This window comes from Flavisphingomonas formosensis (genome assembly GCF_009755815.1).
In the GTDB taxonomy this organism is placed as follows: Bacteria; Pseudomonadota; Alphaproteobacteria; order Sphingomonadales; family Sphingomonadaceae; genus Flavisphingomonas; species Flavisphingomonas formosensis.
On the sequence record NZ_WRPK01000012.1, the window covers coordinates 185534 to 203531 of the forward strand.

The 17998-nt window shown below is 65.0% G+C and carries 16 protein-coding genes; 5 read left to right on the plus strand and 11 right to left on the minus strand.

Annotated elements, in window-relative coordinates; genetic code table 11:
• From GQY20_RS27070 to GQY20_RS27095, 6 genes are all read right to left on the minus strand, one after another.
• A complete protein-coding gene (locus GQY20_RS27070) occupies window positions 1-2940 on the minus strand; it encodes a 2-oxoglutarate dehydrogenase E1 component (RefSeq protein WP_157220327.1) in 2940 nt (979 codons plus the stop codon).
• Between the two features lie 78 nt (window positions 2941-3018).
• Window positions 3019-3906, minus strand: coding sequence for a succinate--CoA ligase subunit alpha (gene sucD / locus GQY20_RS27075; protein WP_157220288.1), 888 nt, complete (start codon window positions 3904-3906; stop codon window positions 3019-3021).
• A 45-nt stretch (window positions 3907-3951) separates the two neighbouring features.
• Window positions 3952-4914 carry a malate dehydrogenase gene (gene mdh / locus GQY20_RS27080; RefSeq protein WP_157220289.1) on the minus strand — a complete coding sequence of 321 codons (963 nt, stop codon included), beginning with the start codon at window positions 4912-4914 and terminating at the stop codon, window positions 3952-3954.
• A gap of 153 nt (window positions 4915-5067) precedes the next feature.
• A complete protein-coding gene (gene zapE / locus GQY20_RS27085; RefSeq protein WP_157220290.1) occupies window positions 5068-6180 on the minus strand; it encodes a cell division protein ZapE in 1113 nt (370 codons plus the stop codon).
• A 4-nt stretch (window positions 6181-6184) separates the two neighbouring features.
• Window positions 6185-6628 (minus strand): PaaI family thioesterase, encoded by a 444-nt coding sequence (locus GQY20_RS27090; protein WP_157220291.1) that lies wholly within the window; start codon window positions 6626-6628, stop codon window positions 6185-6187.
• A 13-nt stretch (window positions 6629-6641) separates the two neighbouring features.
• Entirely contained in the window at window positions 6642-7424 is a 783-nt protein-coding gene (locus GQY20_RS27095; RefSeq protein ID WP_157220292.1) for a succinate dehydrogenase iron-sulfur subunit, read from the minus strand.
• Window positions 7425-7602: 178 nt separating this feature from the next.
• Here GQY20_RS27095 and GQY20_RS27100 point away from each other — a divergent pair, with 178 nt between their 5' ends.
• The 3 genes from GQY20_RS27100 to GQY20_RS27110 all read left to right on the plus strand — a co-directional run bounded on the left by GQY20_RS27100 (window position 7603) and on the right by GQY20_RS27110 (window position 10813).
• Complete coding sequence (locus GQY20_RS27100) at window positions 7603-9132, plus strand: lipopolysaccharide biosynthesis protein (protein WP_157220293.1); 1530 nt, start codon at window positions 7603-7605, stop codon at window positions 9130-9132.
• A gap of 118 nt (window positions 9133-9250) precedes the next feature.
• The gene (locus GQY20_RS27105) at window positions 9251-10375 is read left to right on the plus strand and encodes a CDP-alcohol phosphatidyltransferase family protein (RefSeq protein ID WP_157220294.1); all 1125 of its coding nucleotides are present in this window, start codon (window positions 9251-9253) and stop codon (window positions 10373-10375) included.
• A 3-nt stretch (window positions 10376-10378) separates the two neighbouring features.
• Window positions 10379-10813 carry an HIT family protein gene (locus tag GQY20_RS27110; protein ID WP_157220328.1) on the plus strand — a complete coding sequence of 145 codons (435 nt, stop codon included), beginning with the start codon at window positions 10379-10381 and terminating at the stop codon, window positions 10811-10813.
• Here GQY20_RS27110 and GQY20_RS27115 read toward each other — a convergent pair.
• The 4 genes from GQY20_RS27115 to sdhC form a co-directional block, all read right to left on the minus strand.
• On the minus strand, window positions 10805-11569 hold the full coding sequence (locus GQY20_RS27115; protein WP_157220295.1) for a phosphocholine cytidylyltransferase family protein: 765 nt from the start codon (window positions 11567-11569) through the stop codon (window positions 10805-10807). The genes GQY20_RS27110 and GQY20_RS27115 overlap by 9 nt on opposite strands.
• 160 nt (window positions 11570-11729) lie before the next feature.
• Complete coding sequence (sdhA, locus tag GQY20_RS27120; protein WP_157220296.1) at window positions 11730-13517, minus strand: succinate dehydrogenase flavoprotein subunit; 1788 nt, start codon at window positions 13515-13517, stop codon at window positions 11730-11732.
• Window positions 13517-13906: a succinate dehydrogenase, hydrophobic membrane anchor protein gene (gene sdhD, locus GQY20_RS27125; protein WP_157220297.1), complete on the minus strand. Its 390-nt coding sequence runs from the start codon at window positions 13904-13906 to the stop codon at window positions 13517-13519. Before sdhD ends, sdhA begins: the two co-directional genes overlap by 1 nt.
• On the minus strand, window positions 13906-14334 hold the full coding sequence (gene sdhC / locus GQY20_RS27130) for a succinate dehydrogenase, cytochrome b556 subunit (RefSeq protein ID WP_157220298.1): 429 nt from the start codon (window positions 14332-14334) through the stop codon (window positions 13906-13908). The genes sdhD and sdhC overlap by 1 nt, the downstream gene beginning before the upstream one ends.
• Window positions 14335-14504: 170 nt before the next feature.
• Between sdhC and GQY20_RS27135 the strand changes: the two genes are divergently transcribed.
• The gene (locus GQY20_RS27135) at window positions 14505-15887 is read left to right on the plus strand and encodes a methyl-accepting chemotaxis protein (RefSeq protein ID WP_157220299.1); all 1383 of its coding nucleotides are present in this window, start codon (window positions 14505-14507) and stop codon (window positions 15885-15887) included.
• A gap of 126 nt (window positions 15888-16013) precedes the next feature.
• Complete coding sequence (locus GQY20_RS27140; protein WP_157220300.1) at window positions 16014-16979, plus strand: 50S ribosomal protein L11 methyltransferase; 966 nt, start codon at window positions 16014-16016, stop codon at window positions 16977-16979.
• 122 nt (window positions 16980-17101) lie between these two features.
• Here the strand turns inward: GQY20_RS27140 and phhA are convergent, their stop codons facing one another.
• On the minus strand, window positions 17102-17962 hold the full coding sequence (gene phhA / locus GQY20_RS27145; protein WP_157220301.1) for a phenylalanine 4-monooxygenase: 861 nt from the start codon (window positions 17960-17962) through the stop codon (window positions 17102-17104).
• Window positions 17963-17998 lie beyond the last annotated feature (36 nt).

A 17998-nucleotide genomic window follows, 5' to 3' on the forward strand; every position in this document is an offset into this window, starting at 1 on the left:
TCAGCTCGCCTTGCGGCGCAATTCTTCCCGCACGCCGTGGCCCAACGCCTCGGCGATCAGCGCCGCCTGCTCAAGCTGGTGACGCTTGGCGAGACCCGTTGCCGTCGCGGCGCTGGCCGCACGGCCCGCATAGCGCGCCCGCGCCGGGCCGGTCTTGGCCGCGGCAAGGCATTCTTCGAGATAGGGCTCGACGAAGAACCAGCTTCCGTTGTTCTTCGGTTCTTCCTGCGCCCAGACCACGTCTTCCAGGTTGGTCATCCTCTTGAGCCGTTCGATGAGCGGCTCCGACGGGAACGGATAGAGCTGCTCCACACGGACGATCGCCGTGTCCGTGTGCCTTGCCGCATCGCGCGCTTCGATCAGATCATAGGCGACCTTGCCCGAGCAGAGCACGAGCCTGCGGACATCCTTGTCCGCGGGCGCACTGGGATCGGACAGCAGGCGCGAGAAGTGGCTCTCGCCGGTGAAGTCCGCCAGGCTCGATACCGCCATCTTGTGGCGCAGCAGCGACTTGGGCGTCATGATCACCAGCGGCTTGCGGAACGGCCGCTTCATCTGCCGGCGGAGCAAGTGGAAATAATTGGCCGGCGTCGTGCAGTTGGCGACCTGGATATTGTCCTGAGCGCACAGCTGCAGATAGCGTTCGAGACGGGCCGAACTGTGCTCCGGCCCCTGCCCCTCATAGCCATGGGGCAGCAGCAGCACGAGGCCGTTGGCGCGCAGCCACTTCGCCTCGCCCGACGCGATGAACTGATCGATCATCACCTGGGCGCCGTTGGCGAAATCGCCGAACTGGCCTTCCCACAGAACCAGCGTCTTGGGATCCGCGAGGGCATAGCCATATTCGAAGCCCATCACGCCGAATTCGCTGAGCGGGCTGTCCAGGATCTCGATCGGGCCGCCGGCAATCTGCTTGAGCGGAGTGTAACGCTCCTCAGTCTGCTGATCGATCCAGCGGGCATGGCGCTGACTGAAGGTGCCACGGCCGGAATCCTGGCCGGACAGGCGGACGCCATAGCCTTCCTGCATCAGCGTGGCGAACGCCATCGCCTCGCCTGTCGCCCAGTCGAATCCCTCGCCGCTGGCGAACATCTCGCGCTTGGCATCGATCACGCGGGCGAGCGTCTTGTGGATATTGAAGCCCTTGGGAACGGTGGTGAGCTTCTTGCCGATCTGCTTCAGCAGGTCCGGCTTCACCGCCGTCTCGACGTTGCGGCGCGCGGTGACCGGATCGACCGGCTTGCCGAGACCCGCCCAGCGGCCTTCGAACCAGTCCGCCTTGTTCGGCAGATAGGATTTCCCGGCCTCGAACTCCTCGTCCATATGGCTCACGGCTTCGTTCACCGCATCGTCGATCCAATTCTGGTCGACGACATTCTCGGCGATCAGCCGGTTGCCATAGATGGTGGAGACCGGCGGATGCTTGCGGATTGCCGCATACATCAGCGGCTGGGTGAAGCTCGGTTCGTCGCCCTCATTGTGACCGAAGCGGCGATAGCACCACATGTCGATCACGATGTCGCGCTTGAAGGTGTGGCGATAATCGATCGCCAGCTTGCACGCGAAGGTCACCGCCTCGGGATCGTCGCCGTTGACGTGCAGCACCGGTGCCTGGATGCCCTTCGCCACATCCGAAGGATAGGGCGAGGAGCGCGCAAATTGCGGGCTGGTGGTGAAACCGACCTGATTGTTCACGATGAAGTGGAGGCAACCGCCGGTATTATAGCCCGGCACACCGGAGAAACCGAGGCATTCCCAGACGATGCCCTGACCGGCGAAGGCCGCGTCGCCGTGCATCAGCACCGGCAGCACCTGCTCGCGCGTCGCATCGGCGAAGATCGACTGGGTCGCGCGCACCTTGCCGAGCACGACCGGATCCACCGCCTCGAGATGGCTGGGGTTCGGCGCGAGGCTGAGATGCACCTTCACACCGTCGAACTCGCGATCCGTGGAAGTGCCGAGGTGATATTTGACGTCGCCCGATCCGCCGACATCCTCCGGATTGGCCGAGCCACCGGAAAATTCATGGAAAATGACGCGCATCGGCTTGCCCATCACGTTGGCAAGCACGTTGAGACGGCCACGATGCGGCATGCCGAGCACGATCTCCCGCACACCGAACTGGCCGCCATATTTGATCACCGCTTCCAGCGCGGGGATCATCGATTCGCCGCCGTCGAGGCCGAAGCGCTTGGTGCCGACATATTTGCGGCCCAGGAACTTCTCCCACTGCTCGGCGACGATCACCTTCGAGAGGATCGCCTTCTTGCCTTCAGGCGTGAACTGGATTTCCTTGTCCTTGCCTTCCATCCGCTCCTGGAGGAAGCGACGCTCCTCCACGTCGCCGATGTGCATATATTCGAGGCCAACCGGGCCGCAGTAGTTACGCCGCAGAATCCGGACGATTTCCTTGACGCTCGCCTGCTGCAAGCCGAGCGCCCCACCGAGATAGACGGGGCGATCGAGATCGGCTTCGGTGAAGCCGTGATATTCGGGGGTCAGATCGGCCGGAAGCTCGCGCTTGTAGAGGCCCAGCGGATCGAGATCGGCCGCCAGATGGCCACGCACCCGATAGGTGCGGATCAGCATCATGGCACGATTCGATTCGTCGATCGCCTTGATCACGTCTTCGCGGCGGATCAGCGGAACCTGGGGGGCGGCGGAAGCGGCCGCCGGCGCTGCCGGGGACGATTTGGGCGTCTTGGGGGGGAGCGCCATCTGGGTGGGGTCGAGACCCGCAGTCAGAGTGTCGGTATCGGTCGGCGGCCAGTTCGGCCGGCTCCAGCTCGGGCCCGCCACCGTCTCTTCCAGCCCTTCGAACCAGTGCCGCCAGCTCGGCTCGACCGCGTCGGGATCAGCCTCATATTGTCGGTACAGGGTCTCGACGAACGAAGGGCTGACCCCTTCGAGCTCACCGAAGTCGACCGCTTCGCTCTTCATCATGCCATCCTTAGGAGTACGGATGCCCTATATAGCGCCGGGAGGTGCTCAGTTTCACCCCCGGCGCCAGGTTTTCCGTCACAAGCTCTTAAGAAGCTCCGAAAGCGTCGTACCGAGCTCGGAGGGGCTGGGCGAAACCTTGATGCCCGCGCTCTCCATCGCCTCGATCTTGTCCTCGGCGCCGCCCTGGCCGCCGGAGACGATCGCACCGGCATGGCCCATGCGACGGCCCGGAGGCGCCGTGCGGCCGGCGATGAAGCCGACCATCGGCTTCTTGCGGCCTTTCTTGGCCTCGTCCTTGAGGAACTGCGCGGCCTCTTCCTCGGCGGAGCCGCCGATCTCGCCGATCATGATGATCGACTTGGTCGCTTCGTCGGCCAGGAACAGCTCGAGCACGTCGATGAAGTTGGTGCCGTTCACCGGATCGCCGCCGATGCCGACCGCGGTGGTCTGGCCGAGGCCGGCATTGGTGGTCTGGAACACCGCCTCATAGGTCAGCGTGCCGGAGCGCGAGACGACGCCGACCGAGCCCTTGGAGAAGATCGAGCCGGGCATGATGCCGATCTTGCACTCGTTCGGTGTCAGCACGCCCGGGCAGTTCGGGCCGATCAGGCGCGACTTGGAACCGGTGAGCGCGCGCTTCACGCGGATCATGTCCTGCACCGGAATGCCCTCGGTGATGGTCACGATCAGCGGCACTTCCGCGTCGATCGCCTCCAGGATCGAATCGGCCGCGAAGGGCGGCGGCACATAGATCACGCTGGCAGTGGCACCGGTGGCGGCGACGGCCTCGTGCACCGTGTCGTAGTTGGGCAGGCCGAGATGGGTCGTGCCGCCCTTGCCCGGCGTGACGCCCGCGACCATCTGGGTCCCGTAGGCCAGCGCCTGTTCGGTGTGGAAGCTGCCGGTATTGCCGGTCATCCCCTGGGTGATGACCTTGGTGTTCTTGTCAACGAGGATCGACATGGGTTCTTCGCCCTTTCCTGGGGAGGTGCGTGAAGCGTTGAAGTGTCAGGCGAGGGTGCCGTCGATGCCCTTGCAGGCGACCAGCAGCTCTTTCACCGCGTCGACCGAAACCTGGAGATTGGCCTTAGCCTCGTCACCCAGCTTGATCTCGACGATCTTCTCGACGCCGCCCGCACCGATCACCACCGGCACGCCGACGTAGAGGCCGTCGACGCCATATTGGCCGTCGACATAAGCCGCGCAGGGCAGGACGCGCTTCTTGTCCTTGAGATAGGCCTCGGCCATCTCGATGCCGCTGGTGGCCGGCGCATAATAGGCCGAGCCGGTCTTGAGCAGCGCGACGATCTCGCCGCCGCCGCCGCGGGTGCGCTTCACGATCTCGTCGATGCGCTCCTTGGTGGACCAGCCCATCTCGATGAGGTCGGGGATCGGGATGCCCGCGACGGTCGAATATTCGACGACCGGGACCATCGTGTCGCCGTGGCCGCCGAGCACGAAGGCGGTGACGTCCTGCACCGAAACCTTGAATTCCTCGGCGAGGAAGGTCCGGAAGCGGGCGGAGTCGAGCACGCCCGCCATGCCGACCACCATGTTGTGCGGCAGGCCGGAGAATTCGCGCAGCGCCCAGACCATCGCGTCGAGCGGGTTGGTGATGCAGATGACGAATGCGTTCGGGGCGTTCGCCTTGATGCCCTCGCCGACCGCCTTCATCACCTTGAGGTTGATGCCGAGCAGATCGTCGCGGCTCATGCCCGGCTTGCGGGCGACGCCGGCGGTGACGATGATGACGTCTGCGCCCGCGATGTCGGCATAATCGTTCGTGCCCTTCAACGCGACGTCGAAGCCCTCCACCGGCCCGCACTGCGCGAGATCCAGCGCCTTGCCCTGTGGCACGCCTTCGACCACGTCGAACAGAACGATGTCACCCAGTTCCTTGGACGCGGCGAGATGAGCCAAAGTGCCGCCGATGTTGCCGGCACCAATCAGAGCAATTTTCTTGCGGGCCATGATACTTCCCCAACAGAGATGTGGCAGAACCTGCGCCGCGAATGCGGCATCTGCGAAAGCGCGGCCCGCTTAGGACGATTCGCGCACGTCGGCAACCTTGGAATCCGGCCTTTGTGCATCAGTTGCACCGCCGCACCGAAGCCTATGCCAGGGTTAAGTTTCCCCATGTCCCTGGGCCAGATATTCCGCCGACTGCATCTCCATCAGGCGACTTACCGTGCGCTCGAACTCGAATGCGCCGTCGCCGTCGGGATAGAGCGCCATCGGCTCCGCATCGGCTGCGGCGAGGAGCTTGACCTTATGCTCGTACAGTTCGTCGATCAGCGTCTTGAAACGCGCGGCCTCGTTGCGCTTGTCCGGCCCCATGATCGGGATGCCGACGATGATGACGGTGTGATAATATCGCGCGATCGCCAGATAGTCGGGCGCGCCGCGCGCCTCCGCACAAAGCCGCTTGAAGGAGAAGACGGCAACGCCCTTCAGGCTCTTGGGCACGTGCAGTGTGCGTCCACCCGGTACCGCGATATCCGCGGAGGGCACGTTCGCCCGATCCTCGACCGGAAAATCGGTGAGACGGAAGAAGGCGCGGCTCAACGCGTCGGTCGAGGCCTGGCCGTTCGGCACATACCAGGTCGGGAAGCCGCCCAACCGCTCCAGCCGATAGTCGGTGGGGCCGTTCAGCGTGATCACGTCCAGCTTCTGCTCGATCAGCGCGATGAACGGCAGGAAATGCTCGCGGTTGAGCCCGTCCTTGTAGAGATCCCTGGGCGGCCGGTTGGATGTGGTCACCACCGTTACGCCGAGAGTCAGCAGCGCGGTGAAGAGGCGCGACAGGATCATCGCATCGGCGGTGTTGTTGACCACCATCTCGTCGAACGCCAGCAGCCGGGCTTCCTCGGCCAGCGCCGCAGCGACGGGAGCGATCGGATCGCCATGCTCGCGCGAGCGCTCGACACGGAGGCGATCATGCACCTCGAGCATGAATTCGTGAAAATGCACGCGGCGCTTGGACGGCAGATCGACGCAGTCGAAGAACAGGTCCATCAGCATCGATTTTCCGCGGCCGACCCCGCCCCACATGTAGATGCCGCGCGGCGGCTCGGCCTTCTTGCGCAGCACGCGCGACAACAGGCCGCCACGGGCAGGCGCCGCCTCCAGCGCGCCGGCGAGGGTGTCGAGCCGGCCGGCGGCGGCCTGCTGCTCGGGATCGGGCCGGAGCTCACCCGCGGCCACCTGCGCGTGATAGCGGTCGATCACCTTGCCCATGCTTTCAGTCCCGCGCCTTGCGGACGGTTCCGGAGAAAGCGACGACGGCCTCGCCATCCTGCTCCACTGCGCCGCGCACGAAGGCCATGCGGCCGGTTTCGCGCAGCAGCTCGACCACCACGTCCAGTGTTTTTTCGAAGAGCGCCGGACGCAGGAACTGGCAGGAACAGTCGATGGTGAGGCCGCCCCGCATGCCGGGCACCTCCAGCATCGCCGGCCCGATGAACAGCGCCTGATCGATCAGCGCCATCATGAACCCGCCATGGACGGTGCCGACGATGTTGCGATGACGCTCCAGCGGCTGCACACGCAGCCGCGAGACGGTCGGGCTTTCCACGCAGGCGCGGATGCGCCCGATGACGTCCATGAAACGGCCGGAGTCGGGCTCCGGCCCGACCATCCAGCCGGGGTTTTCCGGATCGTCGATGAAACGGTAGCGTGGATCCATGCGGCCTGCCGCGTCAGACGACGCGCTCGGCCTCCATCTTCTTGATCTCGGCAATGGCGCGCGCCGGGCTCAGCCCCTTGGGGCAGACATTGGCGCAGTTCATGATGGTGTGGCAGCGATAGAGGCGGAACGGATCCTCCAGCTCGTCGAGCCGCTCGCCGGTCATCTCGTCGCGGCTGTCGGCCAGCCAGCGATAGGCCTGGAGAAGGATTGCCGGTCCGAGGAACTTGTCGCTGTTCCACCAGTAGCTCGGGCACGAGGTGGAGCAGCAGGCGCACAGAATGCACTCGTAGAGACCGTCCAGCTTGGCCCGGTCTTCCGGGCTCTGCAGCCGCTCCTTGCCCGAGGGCGGGGGCGTGACGGTCTTCAGCCAGGGTTGGATCGAGGCGTATTGCGCGTAGAAATGGGTGAAGTCCGGAACCAGATCCTTGATCACGTCCATGTGCGGCAGCGGCGTGATGCGGATGTCGCCCTTATGGTCCTCGATCGCGGTGGTGCAGGCGAGGCCGTTCTTGCCGTCGATGTTCATCGAGCAGGAACCGCAGATGCCCTCGCGACAGGAGCGGCGGAAGGTGAGGCTCGAATCCTGCTCGCTCTTCATCTTGATGAGCGCGTCGAGCACCATCGGACCGCAGTCGTCGAGATCGATCTCGAACGTGTCGTAGCGGGGGTTCTCGCCGCTGTCCGGATCATAGCGGTAGACCTTGAACGTCTTGACGTTCTTCGCGTCGGCAGGCGCCTTGTGCGTATCGCCGCGCTTGATCTTGCTGTTCTTCGGAAGGGCGAACTCGGCCATCGACTAATCCCTCTGTCTTCAAACTGCCGATAGCCACAACTGCCGTGCCGCTCAACCTCTTGGCGCAGTTTTTGTGCAGCGCATCAGCCTCGACGCGCAATCGCTCCGCCCATCCCCCTCGCGCGGCGCCGGAAGCGCCGCTATAGCGGCCCCGATCTCCCCCCAGGACCCCGAGCGCTTGACCGCATCGCCCTCCCCCGCGCCTATCACCAGCCGCCATGTCGCGCGGGGCGTCGGCACGACTTTGCTCTCGCGCAGCGGCAGCGTGATCGAGGTGGTTTCGCAGCCGCTCTACGTCGCGATGTTCGGCCTGGCGAGCTTCGGCCTCTATTCGGTGCTGTGGGCGGCGATCAACCTCGCCGAGAATATCTTCGACCTCGGCATGACCTCCTCGATGCAGCGCACCGTGCCGCAGGCGAAGGACGATGCCGCCGCAGCCGCATCACTGCGTCAGGCACTGATCCTCGGCGTCACGCCCAACCTGCTGATCGCGATGCTCGCCTCGCTGTTCGCGCCGCAGATCGCACCCTGGCTCAATGTCGCACAGCATGACATTCCGCACGTCGTGCCGGCGATCCGGCTCTTTGCCTGGGCATTGCCGCTCTGGGCCTTTGTCGAGATCGCGACCTCGGCATTGCGCGCTCGGCACCTGTTCGGCGCGGAAATTCGGTTGCGACTGGCCTATGAGCAGCTCATGCGGCTGATCCTCGCCGCGATCCTCTATTGTGCCGGGCTGGGGCTCACCGGCCTGTTCATCGCGCACCTGGTCTCGCTGAGCGCCACCGTGCTGCTCAGCATCCGGCTGCTCGCGCGCCATTATCGGCTCGATCTCTTCTTGGCCCCTGCGCCGGAGCCGCTGCTGACCGGCAATACGATGAAGGCCGGCATTTCGGTGCTGCCAGCCAACATGGTCGCCCGCTTCTTCGGCGATCTGCCACCGATTCTGCTCAACATGCTCCTACCCGGCAGCAGCGGGGCATCGGCGGCGGCACTCTATACGATCGCGCGCAAACTCTCGAGCCTGGTCCAGGTGGTCCGCACCGCCTTCTCCTATGTGCTGGCGCCGCTCGCCTCCAGCGCCCTGCGCCGGGATTTCGGTGACGTGCGCGCGCTCTACAGCTACTCGACCCGGCTGATCACGGTGATCGTGCTGCCGCTGGTCGCCGCGCTCAGCGCCGGCATCAAACCGATCCTTCAGTTTTTCGGCCATGACGCCGGCATTGCCTATGGCGCCTGCCTGATCTTGATCCTGGCGCGCGGACTCGAAGCGATATTGGGTTCCGCCTCGCCCGTGTTCCAGGTCGTCTCGGCCTATCGGCGGCAGCTTCTGCCCAGCATCGTCGGCGTCACGGTCGCGCTGCTGATCGGGCTCCTGCTGGTGCCATTGTCGCCGCTCAGCGGCATGGCGGCCGCGGTCGCCTGTGGCCTGCTTCTCGCCTCCGCGACCCCGATGGCGCTGCTCCACCGCTACCAGCACATTCATCCGTTCCATGAGGGGTTCCAGCGCACCGCGGCTATCGCCTCCGCCATTGCGGCCAGCGCGGCCGTGCTGGCCTGGACCGCTACGCTGCTGCCGAGGGGCGCCGCGCTCTTCGCGATCCTGATCGTGGCGCTGGGCGCGATCTGGTCCGCCTGCCGGTTCGCGCTGGCGGAAGCGGATCGCCTCACCCTCGGCAAGACCGGACGTGCCTTGCGCCTCATCGCCTGACCCGACGGGCTCACATCGGCGTGCCTGCGGACCATATGAGCGCTGGAAGAAAGCGCGACCTTGCTGCGGTTCGGGGCGCCGCCTAGGCTGGCCGGCAAAAGCAGAACAGCAGGGACAGATGACAGAGACACCCATCCGGGTCGCCGTCGTCGGACACAATCCGACGACGATCTGGGGCATGAGCGCCTCGGAACGTACGCGTCGGATCGCCGGCGCCGCCAACATCGGCTTTTCCGACGCGGAAGCGCCGGCCCCAATCCTCTTGGTGAATAGTGGCTTTGCCTTCGATCCGCCGCTGCTCGCATTCCTCGCGCGACAACCAGGCACGGCACTGATCCGCGACGGCCGCGTCGTGATCGCCCACGCGGCTACCGAGGCGCAGGCTGCCGCGATCCGCGCCGCGATTCTGAACGATGCGTCGCTCTCCGCGGAAACCGGGCTGACGTCGATCGTGCATGACGACGGCTTTAGCCTGTACAATGAAACGCTGCGAAAGCGCGAACATCCCTTCGCCATGAGGCTGGCGCCGGATACCGTCGCCGCGATCGAGCGGGCCAGCTACTACAACGCCTATAAGGGCGTCACCGACATATTGACCAAATATCTCTGGCCAGAATGGGCGCTGTGGCTGACCCGCCTCGCCGCGCGGGCCGGCATCACGCCGAACATGGTCACCGCCGTCGGTGCGATCTGCTGCATTCTTGCGACCCTGCTGTTCTGGGAGGGGCGCTATTGGGAAGGCATGGCCCTAGGCCTCGTTTTCATGGTGTTCGACACGGTCGACGGCAAGCTCGCACGCTGCACCATCACCTCCTCGGCCTGGGGCAATGTATTCGACCATGGCATCGACCTGATCCACCCCCCTTTCTGGTGGTTCGCCTGGGGCGTCGGCCTGCGGGCCTGGGGGCTCGCTCTATCGCCCTCCGCATTCACACTGGTGATGGCGGCGATCCTGATCGGCTATGGCGTGCAGCGGCTGATCGAGGGCGCGTTCATCAAGCGCTTCGGCATGCATATTCACGTCTGGCGCAAGTTCGATTCAGATTTCCGGCTGATCACTGCGCGGCGCAATCCGAACATGATCATCCTCTTTGCCTCGATGCTCTTCGCGCGGCCCGACATCGGCCTGATCGCTGTGGCCTGCTGGACGGTGCTGAGTTGCCTGATCCATGCCGTGCGGCTTGCCCAGGCTGAGTGGGACCGTCGCCGCGGCGCGCCGATCACATCCTGGCTGATGGGGTAAATGATGAACCAAACGATCGCGAAATTCGGCCATCCGGCGACGCTGATAAGGGATTATGCGCATTGGGTGGTGCTGCTGCGTCCCGCCCAACCGACGCTCGGATCGCTGATCCTTGCCGCAAAGTCGGACGCGACGGCCTTTCCAGAACTGCCGGCAGAGGCATTCGCAGAGCTTGCTGCCATCACCCGCGATATCGAGACCGTGCTGGCAGGCGCGGTCCGTCATGCCAGAATGAATTATCTGATGTTGATGATGGTGGATCCCCACGTCCACTTTCACGTCATCCCCCGCTATGAAGGCGTGCGGGCCCGCAATGGCATCGAGATCGCAGACTCCGGCTGGCCCAAGCCCCCGGGGCTGGCCGAGGCACGCGCGCTGGAGCCGGACGAGATCGACGAACTACGGGACTGGCTGAAGACGCTGTGGCCGTCAGGCTGACCGTCGCAGAGGCTCTGCGGCTGCCCAGCGCCCGGCAAGAGCGCTCGCGATCGCCACGTCCTGCGGAAAATCCACCTCCGCCCAATCCAGCCCCTCGATCGACACGGTGCCGACGATCCCCGTGGGCGCCAGCGCATCGATCGCCTTGAGATACCAGTTATGCGTGCCCTCAGGCGTGCGCATCATCGTCTCGACTTGGTTGCGGAACAGGCTGGGGCCGAGCCCCCTGAAGGCGAGTATACCGATCGATTCCGCATTGCTCGCCTCCGGAGCCAGACGCTTGCCGATCGCCAGCAAGCGGCTGCCCTCGCGCTGCACCTTCATATCATCGGCGTCGTACGCAGGCTTCACATCAACGGTGACGCTGATCGGCGTGCTCGCACCGCCCAGCAAGGTCGCCACGATCTGCGGGGAGACCAGCGTATCGCCGTTGAGAATCAGGAAATCCCCCTCCATCGCGTCGCGCGCGATCCAGCAGGAGCCGAGATTGTCGGCAACCTTGTAGAAAGGGTTGAACAGCGTTCGGATCACAACGTTGGGAAGGCCGATGTCAGCCAGCGCGGCTTCTACCATCTCGCTTTGAAAGCCGGTCACAACTGTAACCCGGTCGATACCGTTGGCTGCGAGCGCGCGAATTTGCCATTCGATGAGCGATCGTCCGGAAAAATCGATCAGGCATTTCGGCTTGTCCTGCGTGAGCGGGAGCAGCCGGGATCCCTGGCCAGCACTGAGAATGATCGCATGCCTCAACATCATGACAGGATTGTCATGCGCAATTTAGGCAGAGTTTAGGCGGATTGTTTCTGCTTTGCTCGCCCCGACGCCATCATCTCTCGGTCCGGCGCAAAAGAAAGGGCCCCGGCCGCAGCCGGAGCCCGCTTTCGCGCTTCAGTATCCGGGGGATGCCCCGAAACGGTCAGTACACGCGCGCCTTCGGCTTGATATACTCAGCCTCGTCGGTGAGCGTGTAATCGTGCACCGGGCGGTAATCGAGTGTCACCTGGCCCTTGTTGAACCAGGAGATGGTGTGCTTCATCCAGTTGGCGTCGTCGCGCTCCGGATAATCCTCATGCATATGCGCACCGCGGCTTTCCTTGCGGTTGGCGGCCGAATGCATCGTCACCACCGCCTGCGGCAGCATGTTGTCGAGTTCCAGCGTCTCGATGAGATCGGTGTTCCAGATCATCGAGCGATCCTTGATGCCGATGTCCTGAATGCTGGAATAGACATTGTCGATCAGCTCGAGGCCCTCGCGCAGCAGCGCCGTATCGCGGAACACGGCGCAGTGCTTCTGCATCGTATGCTGCATGTCGAGGCGGATCTTCGCCGTCGGCGTGCCGCCGCTGGCGTTGCGATAATGGTCGAGGCGGGTTAGCGCCTTGTCGTCCGCATCCTTGTTGATGTTGCCCGACTTGCTGTTCGGCTTGACCAGCTCCGCGATGCGGAAGCCGGTGGCGCGACCGAACACGACGAGATCGATGAGCGAGTTGGAGCCGAGGCGGTTGGCGCCGTGCACCGACACGCAGGCCGCCTCGCCCACCGCGAACAGGCCGGGGACGACCGAGTCCGGGTTGCCGTCCTTCAGGGTGACGACCTCGCCATGATAGTTACAGGGAATGCCGCCCATATTGTAGTGGACGGTCGGCGTCACCGGCAGCGGCTGGCGCGTCAGATCGACGCCCGCGAAGATCTTGCCGGTCTCGGTGATGCCCGGCAGACGCTCCGCCAGCACCTTCGGATCGATATGATCGAGGTGCAGGTAGATATAGTCCTTGTTCCTGCCGACGCCGCGCCCCTCGCGCATCTCCATCGCCATCGAGCGCGAGACGACGTCGCGCGAGGCGAGGTCCTTCGCCGACGGGGCATAGCGCTCCATGAAGCGCTCGCCCTCGGAGTTGGTGAGATAGCCGCCCTCGCCGCGCGCGCCCTCGGTGATGAGCACGCCCGCGCCATAGATGCCGGTCGGGTGGAACTGGACGAACTCCATGTCCTGCAGCGGAAGACCGGCGCGCAGCACCATGCCGCCGCCATCACCCGTGCAGGTGTGCGCCGAGGTCGCCGAGAAATAGGTACGGCCCGAACCGCCCGTGGCCAGCACGACGGCATGGCTGCGGAAGCGGTGGATGCTGCCATCCTCCATGCAGAGCGCGATCACGCCCTTGCACACGCCGTCTTCCATGATGAGGTCGAGCGCGAAATATTCGACGAAGAAGTCCGCATCATACTTCAGGCTCTGCTGATAGAGCGCATGGAGCATGGCGTGCCCGGTGCGGTCGGCCGCTGCGCAGGTGCGCTGCACCGGCGGGCCGGCGCCCATATTCTGCATGTGGCCGCCGAACGGGCGCTGATAGATAGTGCCGTTGTCGTTGCGGCTGAACGGCACGCCGGCATGCTCCAGCTCGTAAACCGCGGCCGGCGCCTCGCGCACCATATATTCGATCGCGTCCTGATCGCCCAGCCAGTCCGACCCCTTGACGGTGTCGTACATATGCCAGGTCCAGTGATCGGGCGTGTTGTTGCCGAGGCTCGCCGCAATGCCGCCCTGCGCCGCCACGGTGTGCGAGCGGGTCGGGAACACCTTGGTGATGCAGGCCGTCTTCAGGCCCTTTTCCGCGCAACCCATGGTAGCGCGCAGGCCGGAACCGCCAGCGCCGACGACCACGGCATCGTAAACATGGTCGATGATCTTGTAAGCCTCGGCCATCAGGCGGGCACTCCCCCGAATGCGATCTTGAGGATGGAGAAGATGGCGAGCGCAGCTGCCGCCACGGCGTAGAAGTTCAGCAGCAGCAGCGCCGCGACCTTGGAGCCTTCCTCATGGACATAATCTTCGATGAAAACCTGCATGCCGAGCCGCAGGTGCCAGAAGACGTTGATGGTGAGCAGCACCATCGGCACCGCGACGAAGGGCGAGGACAGCCACAGCACGACTGCCTTGTGATCGAGCGACGGCAGGCGCAGCAGCGACACCACGAACCATGTCACGAGGACGACGTTGGCGGCGGCCGTCAGCCGCTGGTGCCACCAGTGGACCGCGCCGTGCTTGGCCGATCCGAGACCGCGGACGCGGCCGATTCCCGTTCCCGTACCCATCAGTGCCTCACGAAAAGGATGCAGGCCCACACGATGATGGTGAGCGTGATCGAAATGGCCATCGTTGCCAGAGCCCCGGCGCGGTTGACCTTCAGCTCATAGCCAGCTCCGGTATCCAGCACGAAGTGGCGGAGGCCGGAGCAGAGATGCTGGAAGAAGCTCCAAGTCAGGCCGATACCGACCAGCTTGGCCAGCACGTTGATCAGGAAACCGAGACCGTCGCCGGGATCGGCCTGCACCGCATAATAATAGAATTTGGCATAGGCAGCGGGGCCGGCGGCGGCAGCGGCGAGCCACCAGGTGAACAGGATGCCGGCTCCGATCGCGAGCGCCGTCCCCGTCGCGCGATGCAGGATCGAGACCAGCATATGTGGCCCCCATTTCCAGATCGTCAGATGTGGCGACAAAGGGCGCGAGGCGTTGCGCATACCGTCTTCCCATTATGGTTCCCCGGCGCGCCTTTTAGGCAAAGTGCAGCATGTTGCAACCTTCGGATTCCGCATCGGCGAAATAGATGAGCCGCGAAGCACCCCAGGGATAACGCCCCTTTAACTAACCTGCCGATAGGAAAGGGGCAGCCCGGCCTAGAGGACGCACCATGGCATTTGAGACCGCCCTTTCCCCGATCGTCACCATCACGCCCGAGCCCGCCATCGAGAGCCTGCTGTCCGAAGAGGACGTCGCCCAGCGGGTCGAGACCTACAATCGGGACGAGGCGCTGGTGCGGGACCGGTGCGAACTATGGCGCCGTGCGGGACCGGACATCCAGCGCATTGCGCGTGACTATTGGCTGGAAAGTGCGCGGGCGCGCCTGTCGGGCGCCCGATATGAGCAGATCCGGCTTATGGTGGAAGAGGGCGTCGCCGCCCTGGAAGACAAATATTGCGCGCCGATCGATCGCACATGGGTGCTCTCGCGCGCCGCCAGGAGCAGATCGATCGGCGCCCTGGGCAATGCGCCCGTACAGGTAGCAGACGGGCTTTCCGGCCTGCTGACGCTCCTGACCGCCCATGTTCGCGCCAGCTTCGCGAACGAGCCGGACTTCGTCGCACGCGCCATCGCCGCGCTGCACCGGCTGACGCTGTTCGAACTGGAATTGTCGGTCTACCAGATGGGCAAGCTCGATCGCGATGCCGACGCCCATGCGCGCAACGCCCATAGCGAGCGCTTCCGGGACGAGGTGGTGCACGCGCTGCAGGGCGCTCTCGGCGACTCGACGCAGGTGCGCGGCAAGGCCACCGAAGCCTCCGCCTTCGCCCGTGGCATGCTGGGCAAGGCCTCCGAGGTCGCGGCCGCGGCCGAGCAATCCGCGATCGCGATGCGCGAGGCCGCGCAGACGGCCGCCGGCCTCATCCGCGCGATCGAGCTGGCGCGCGGCGAGGTAGAAGTCGCGGCCGGAGTCGCCACCCGCGCGGCGGACCAATCCACTCAGGCCGTGGCCCTTTCGGGTGCCCTGTCCGACCATGCCAAGGCGATCGAGTCGATCCTCGGCCTGATTCGCGACATAGCCGGGCAGACCAATCTGCTGGCGCTGAACGCCACGATCGAAGCAGCGCGCGCCGGCGATGCCGGGCGCGGCTTCGCGGTCGTCGCGCAGGAAGTGAAGAGCCTCGCCAGCCAGACCGCCCGCGCCACAGACGATATCGCCGCCAAAATTTCCGCCATCCAGTCCGCCACCCGCCAGACGGTGGAGGCCAATGGCTCGATCCAGACGATCGTCGGCGAAGTGCAGCTGTCCGCGCAGCGCATTCGCGAGGCGATGGAGACCCAGGCGCAGACGGTCACGATGATCACCGCGGCGGTGGACGAGACCGCGCTGGCGGCCGATTCGATGTCGACCACCATCGCCGCCATCCGTGCCGATACCGAGAATGTCGCCGCCGGCATCGATCAGCTCGAAATCGGCTTCAAGGCGGTCGACTCGCAGCTCGCCCGGCTGGAGACGACCACCGGGGAATTTGTCGACCGGATCGCACGCTGAGAATCCGCCTCGATCACCACCGCCCCCGGCACCGAAGAAACCGCAACTGAACGCTCGGCTGCCGGATCCCCCTTCCCCTCGCGCGCTGCGCCGCCTAATCGCGCGGCTTGCGGAAGGGAGCGAGTCATGGCGAAGGAACCAACCGGCGAGATACTGTCCGGCTTCCCGATCAACAGCCCGCGCGACGGAAGCTGGAAACTCACCCTGCCCTGCACCAAGGCCGAGGCCGAGGCCATCGCAGAGGAGATCGAGCCGCTCGCCATGCTGGACCCTACGCCGGTGCTGATGACCAGCGAACCCGATCCGGCGGCACCCGACGCCTGGCGTCTCGACGCCTATTTCGAAGAACGGCCGGATGACGCGACGATTGCCGAGGTCCGGGCCCTCGTGCCGAGCGCCGCCGGGATCGAGCCGGTGCTGGAACATATTCCCGAGGAAGATTGGGTCACCCTGTCCCAAGTCGGCCTCGAACCGATCCACGCCGGACGCTTCTACGTACATATTCCTTCGCGCGCCGGGGAGATTCCCGATGGCGCGATCGCCTTCTCGATCGATGCGGGCCGCGCTTTTGGCACCGGCCATCATGAAACCACCACCGGCTGCCTGCTGATGATCGACCAGCTCAAGCGCCAGGGTCACCGCTTCGCCGACATCGCCGACGTAGGCACCGGCACTGGGCTGCTCGCCTTCGCTGCGCGCGCGCTCTGGCCGACGGCGCGGGTTATCGCATCGGACATCGATCCGGTGGCGATCGCGGTCACGACGGAGAATGCCGCGCTCAACGGCGTGCCGACCGGCCGGGCGCCCGGCCGGATCGAGCTGGTCACTGCGCCCGGCCTGTCCCATGGCCGGCTGCGCGCTCGCGCGCCCTATGACCTGATCATCGCCAATATCCTGGCCGGGCCGCTGATCGAGCTCGCCCCCGTCTTTTCCGCGGCGCTACTGCCTGGCGGATCGCTGATCCTCGCCGGCCTGCTGGATCACCAGGCCGAGCGCGTCGCCCAGGCCTATCGCCGCCACCATATGCGCCTCGCCGGCCGCATCCAGCGCGGCGACTGGCCGACGCTCCGGCTCGTCAAGCGGAACGTCTAGAGCATCGTGCGGAAAAGTGGGGACCGGTTTTCCACCGAAACGATGCGACGGCAAAGGCTTAGAGCAAGCTTGGCGATTCACATATCGCCCAGCTTGCTCCAACCGGCATTGTCCCGCGCCGATCAGGCGCGGCTCAGCGCATGCGCCTGGGTGCCGCGGCTGAGCACGCGGTCGCCTGCGACGATCTCGTCCGGCCGGATGTCGGGCAGATGCGCCATCTCGGCATAGAGCGGCGCGAAATCGGTCTCCTCCGTCGCGCGCAGCAGCGTCGCGAAGTCTGGAATCACGAAATAGCTCTGTTGATAATCGTCGATCCGGTAGCGCGTACGCATTACTCGCATCAGATCGAAGCCGATGCGGTTCGGGCTCGGATCGTCGAGCGCGAAACGGGTCTCGCCATGGCTGGAGACGATGCCCGAGCCGTAGATGCGCAGAGCCCCCTCCTCCTGCACCAGCCCGAACTCCACCGTGTACCAGTAGAGCCGCGCCAGCCGGCCGAGCGCGCCATATTCCAGCGAGCGCAGCCCGCCCTTGCCATAGGCCTGGAGATAGTCGGCGAACACCGGATCGGCGAGCATCGGGACATGACCGAATATGTCGTGGAACACGTCCGGTTCCTGCAGATAATCGAGCTGGGCGCGCGTGCGGATGAAATTGCCGGCGACGAAGCGGCGATGGGCGAGATGATCGAAGAAGACGGCATCCGGCACGAGGCCCGGCACGGCGACCACCTGCCAGCCGGTCGTCGCCATCAACCGGTCCGACAGCTCGGTGAAATCGGGAATGCCCGGCTTCGAAAGACGCAGCAGGTCGAGACCGCGCAAATAGCTTTGAGACGCACGCCCCGGCAGCAGCGCGAGCTGGCGGGCGAACAGCATATCCCAGATGGCATGATCGTCCGCCGTGTAGCGCGACCAATGCTGCGGCACGGTCCAATCCTCGGCCGCACCTTGGGGCGGCTTGTCGAGAATATGCGATGTCATGTCCGCCCTATAGCATCGCCGGCGCGATTTGGGCAG

What these genes read in the sequence shown, in the direction of transcription:
- GQY20_RS27070 (WP_157220327.1), bottom strand. Translation starts at nt 2,940, where the DNA reads ATGAAGAGCGAAGCGGTCGACTTCGGTGAGCTCGAAGGGGTCAGCCCT.
- sucD (WP_157220288.1), bottom strand. Translation starts at nt 3,906, where the DNA reads ATGTCGATCCTCGTTGACAAGAACACCAAGGTCATCACCCAGGGGATG.
- mdh (WP_157220289.1), bottom strand. Translation starts at nt 4,914, where the DNA reads ATGGCCCGCAAGAAAATTGCTCTGATTGGTGCCGGCAACATCGGCGGC.
- zapE (WP_157220290.1), bottom strand. Translation starts at nt 6,180, where the DNA reads ATGGGCAAGGTGATCGACCGCTATCACGCGCAGGTGGCCGCGGGTGAG.
- GQY20_RS27090 (WP_157220291.1), bottom strand. Translation starts at nt 6,628, where the DNA reads ATGGATCCACGCTACCGTTTCATCGACGATCCGGAAAACCCCGGCTGG.
- GQY20_RS27095 (WP_157220292.1), bottom strand. Translation starts at nt 7,424, where the DNA reads ATGGCCGAGTTCGCCCTTCCGAAGAACAGCAAGATCAAGCGCGGCGAT.
- GQY20_RS27105 (WP_157220294.1), top strand. Translation starts at nt 9,251, where the DNA reads ATGACAGAGACACCCATCCGGGTCGCCGTCGTCGGACACAATCCGACG.
- GQY20_RS27110 (WP_157220328.1), top strand. Translation starts at nt 10,379, where the DNA reads ATGAACCAAACGATCGCGAAATTCGGCCATCCGGCGACGCTGATAAGG.
- GQY20_RS27115 (WP_157220295.1), bottom strand. Translation starts at nt 11,569, where the DNA reads ATGATGTTGAGGCATGCGATCATTCTCAGTGCTGGCCAGGGATCCCGG.
- sdhA (WP_157220296.1), bottom strand. Translation starts at nt 13,517, where the DNA reads ATGGCCGAGGCTTACAAGATCATCGACCATGTTTACGATGCCGTGGTC.
- sdhD (WP_157220297.1), bottom strand. Translation starts at nt 13,906, where the DNA reads ATGGGTACGGGAACGGGAATCGGCCGCGTCCGCGGTCTCGGATCGGCC.
- sdhC (WP_157220298.1), bottom strand. Translation starts at nt 14,334, where the DNA reads ATGCGCAACGCCTCGCGCCCTTTGTCGCCACATCTGACGATCTGGAAA.
- GQY20_RS27135 (WP_157220299.1), top strand. Translation starts at nt 14,505, where the DNA reads ATGGCATTTGAGACCGCCCTTTCCCCGATCGTCACCATCACGCCCGAG.
- GQY20_RS27140 (WP_157220300.1), top strand. Translation starts at nt 16,014, where the DNA reads ATGGCGAAGGAACCAACCGGCGAGATACTGTCCGGCTTCCCGATCAAC.
- phhA (WP_157220301.1), bottom strand. Translation starts at nt 17,962, where the DNA reads ATGACATCGCATATTCTCGACAAGCCGCCCCAAGGTGCGGCCGAGGAT.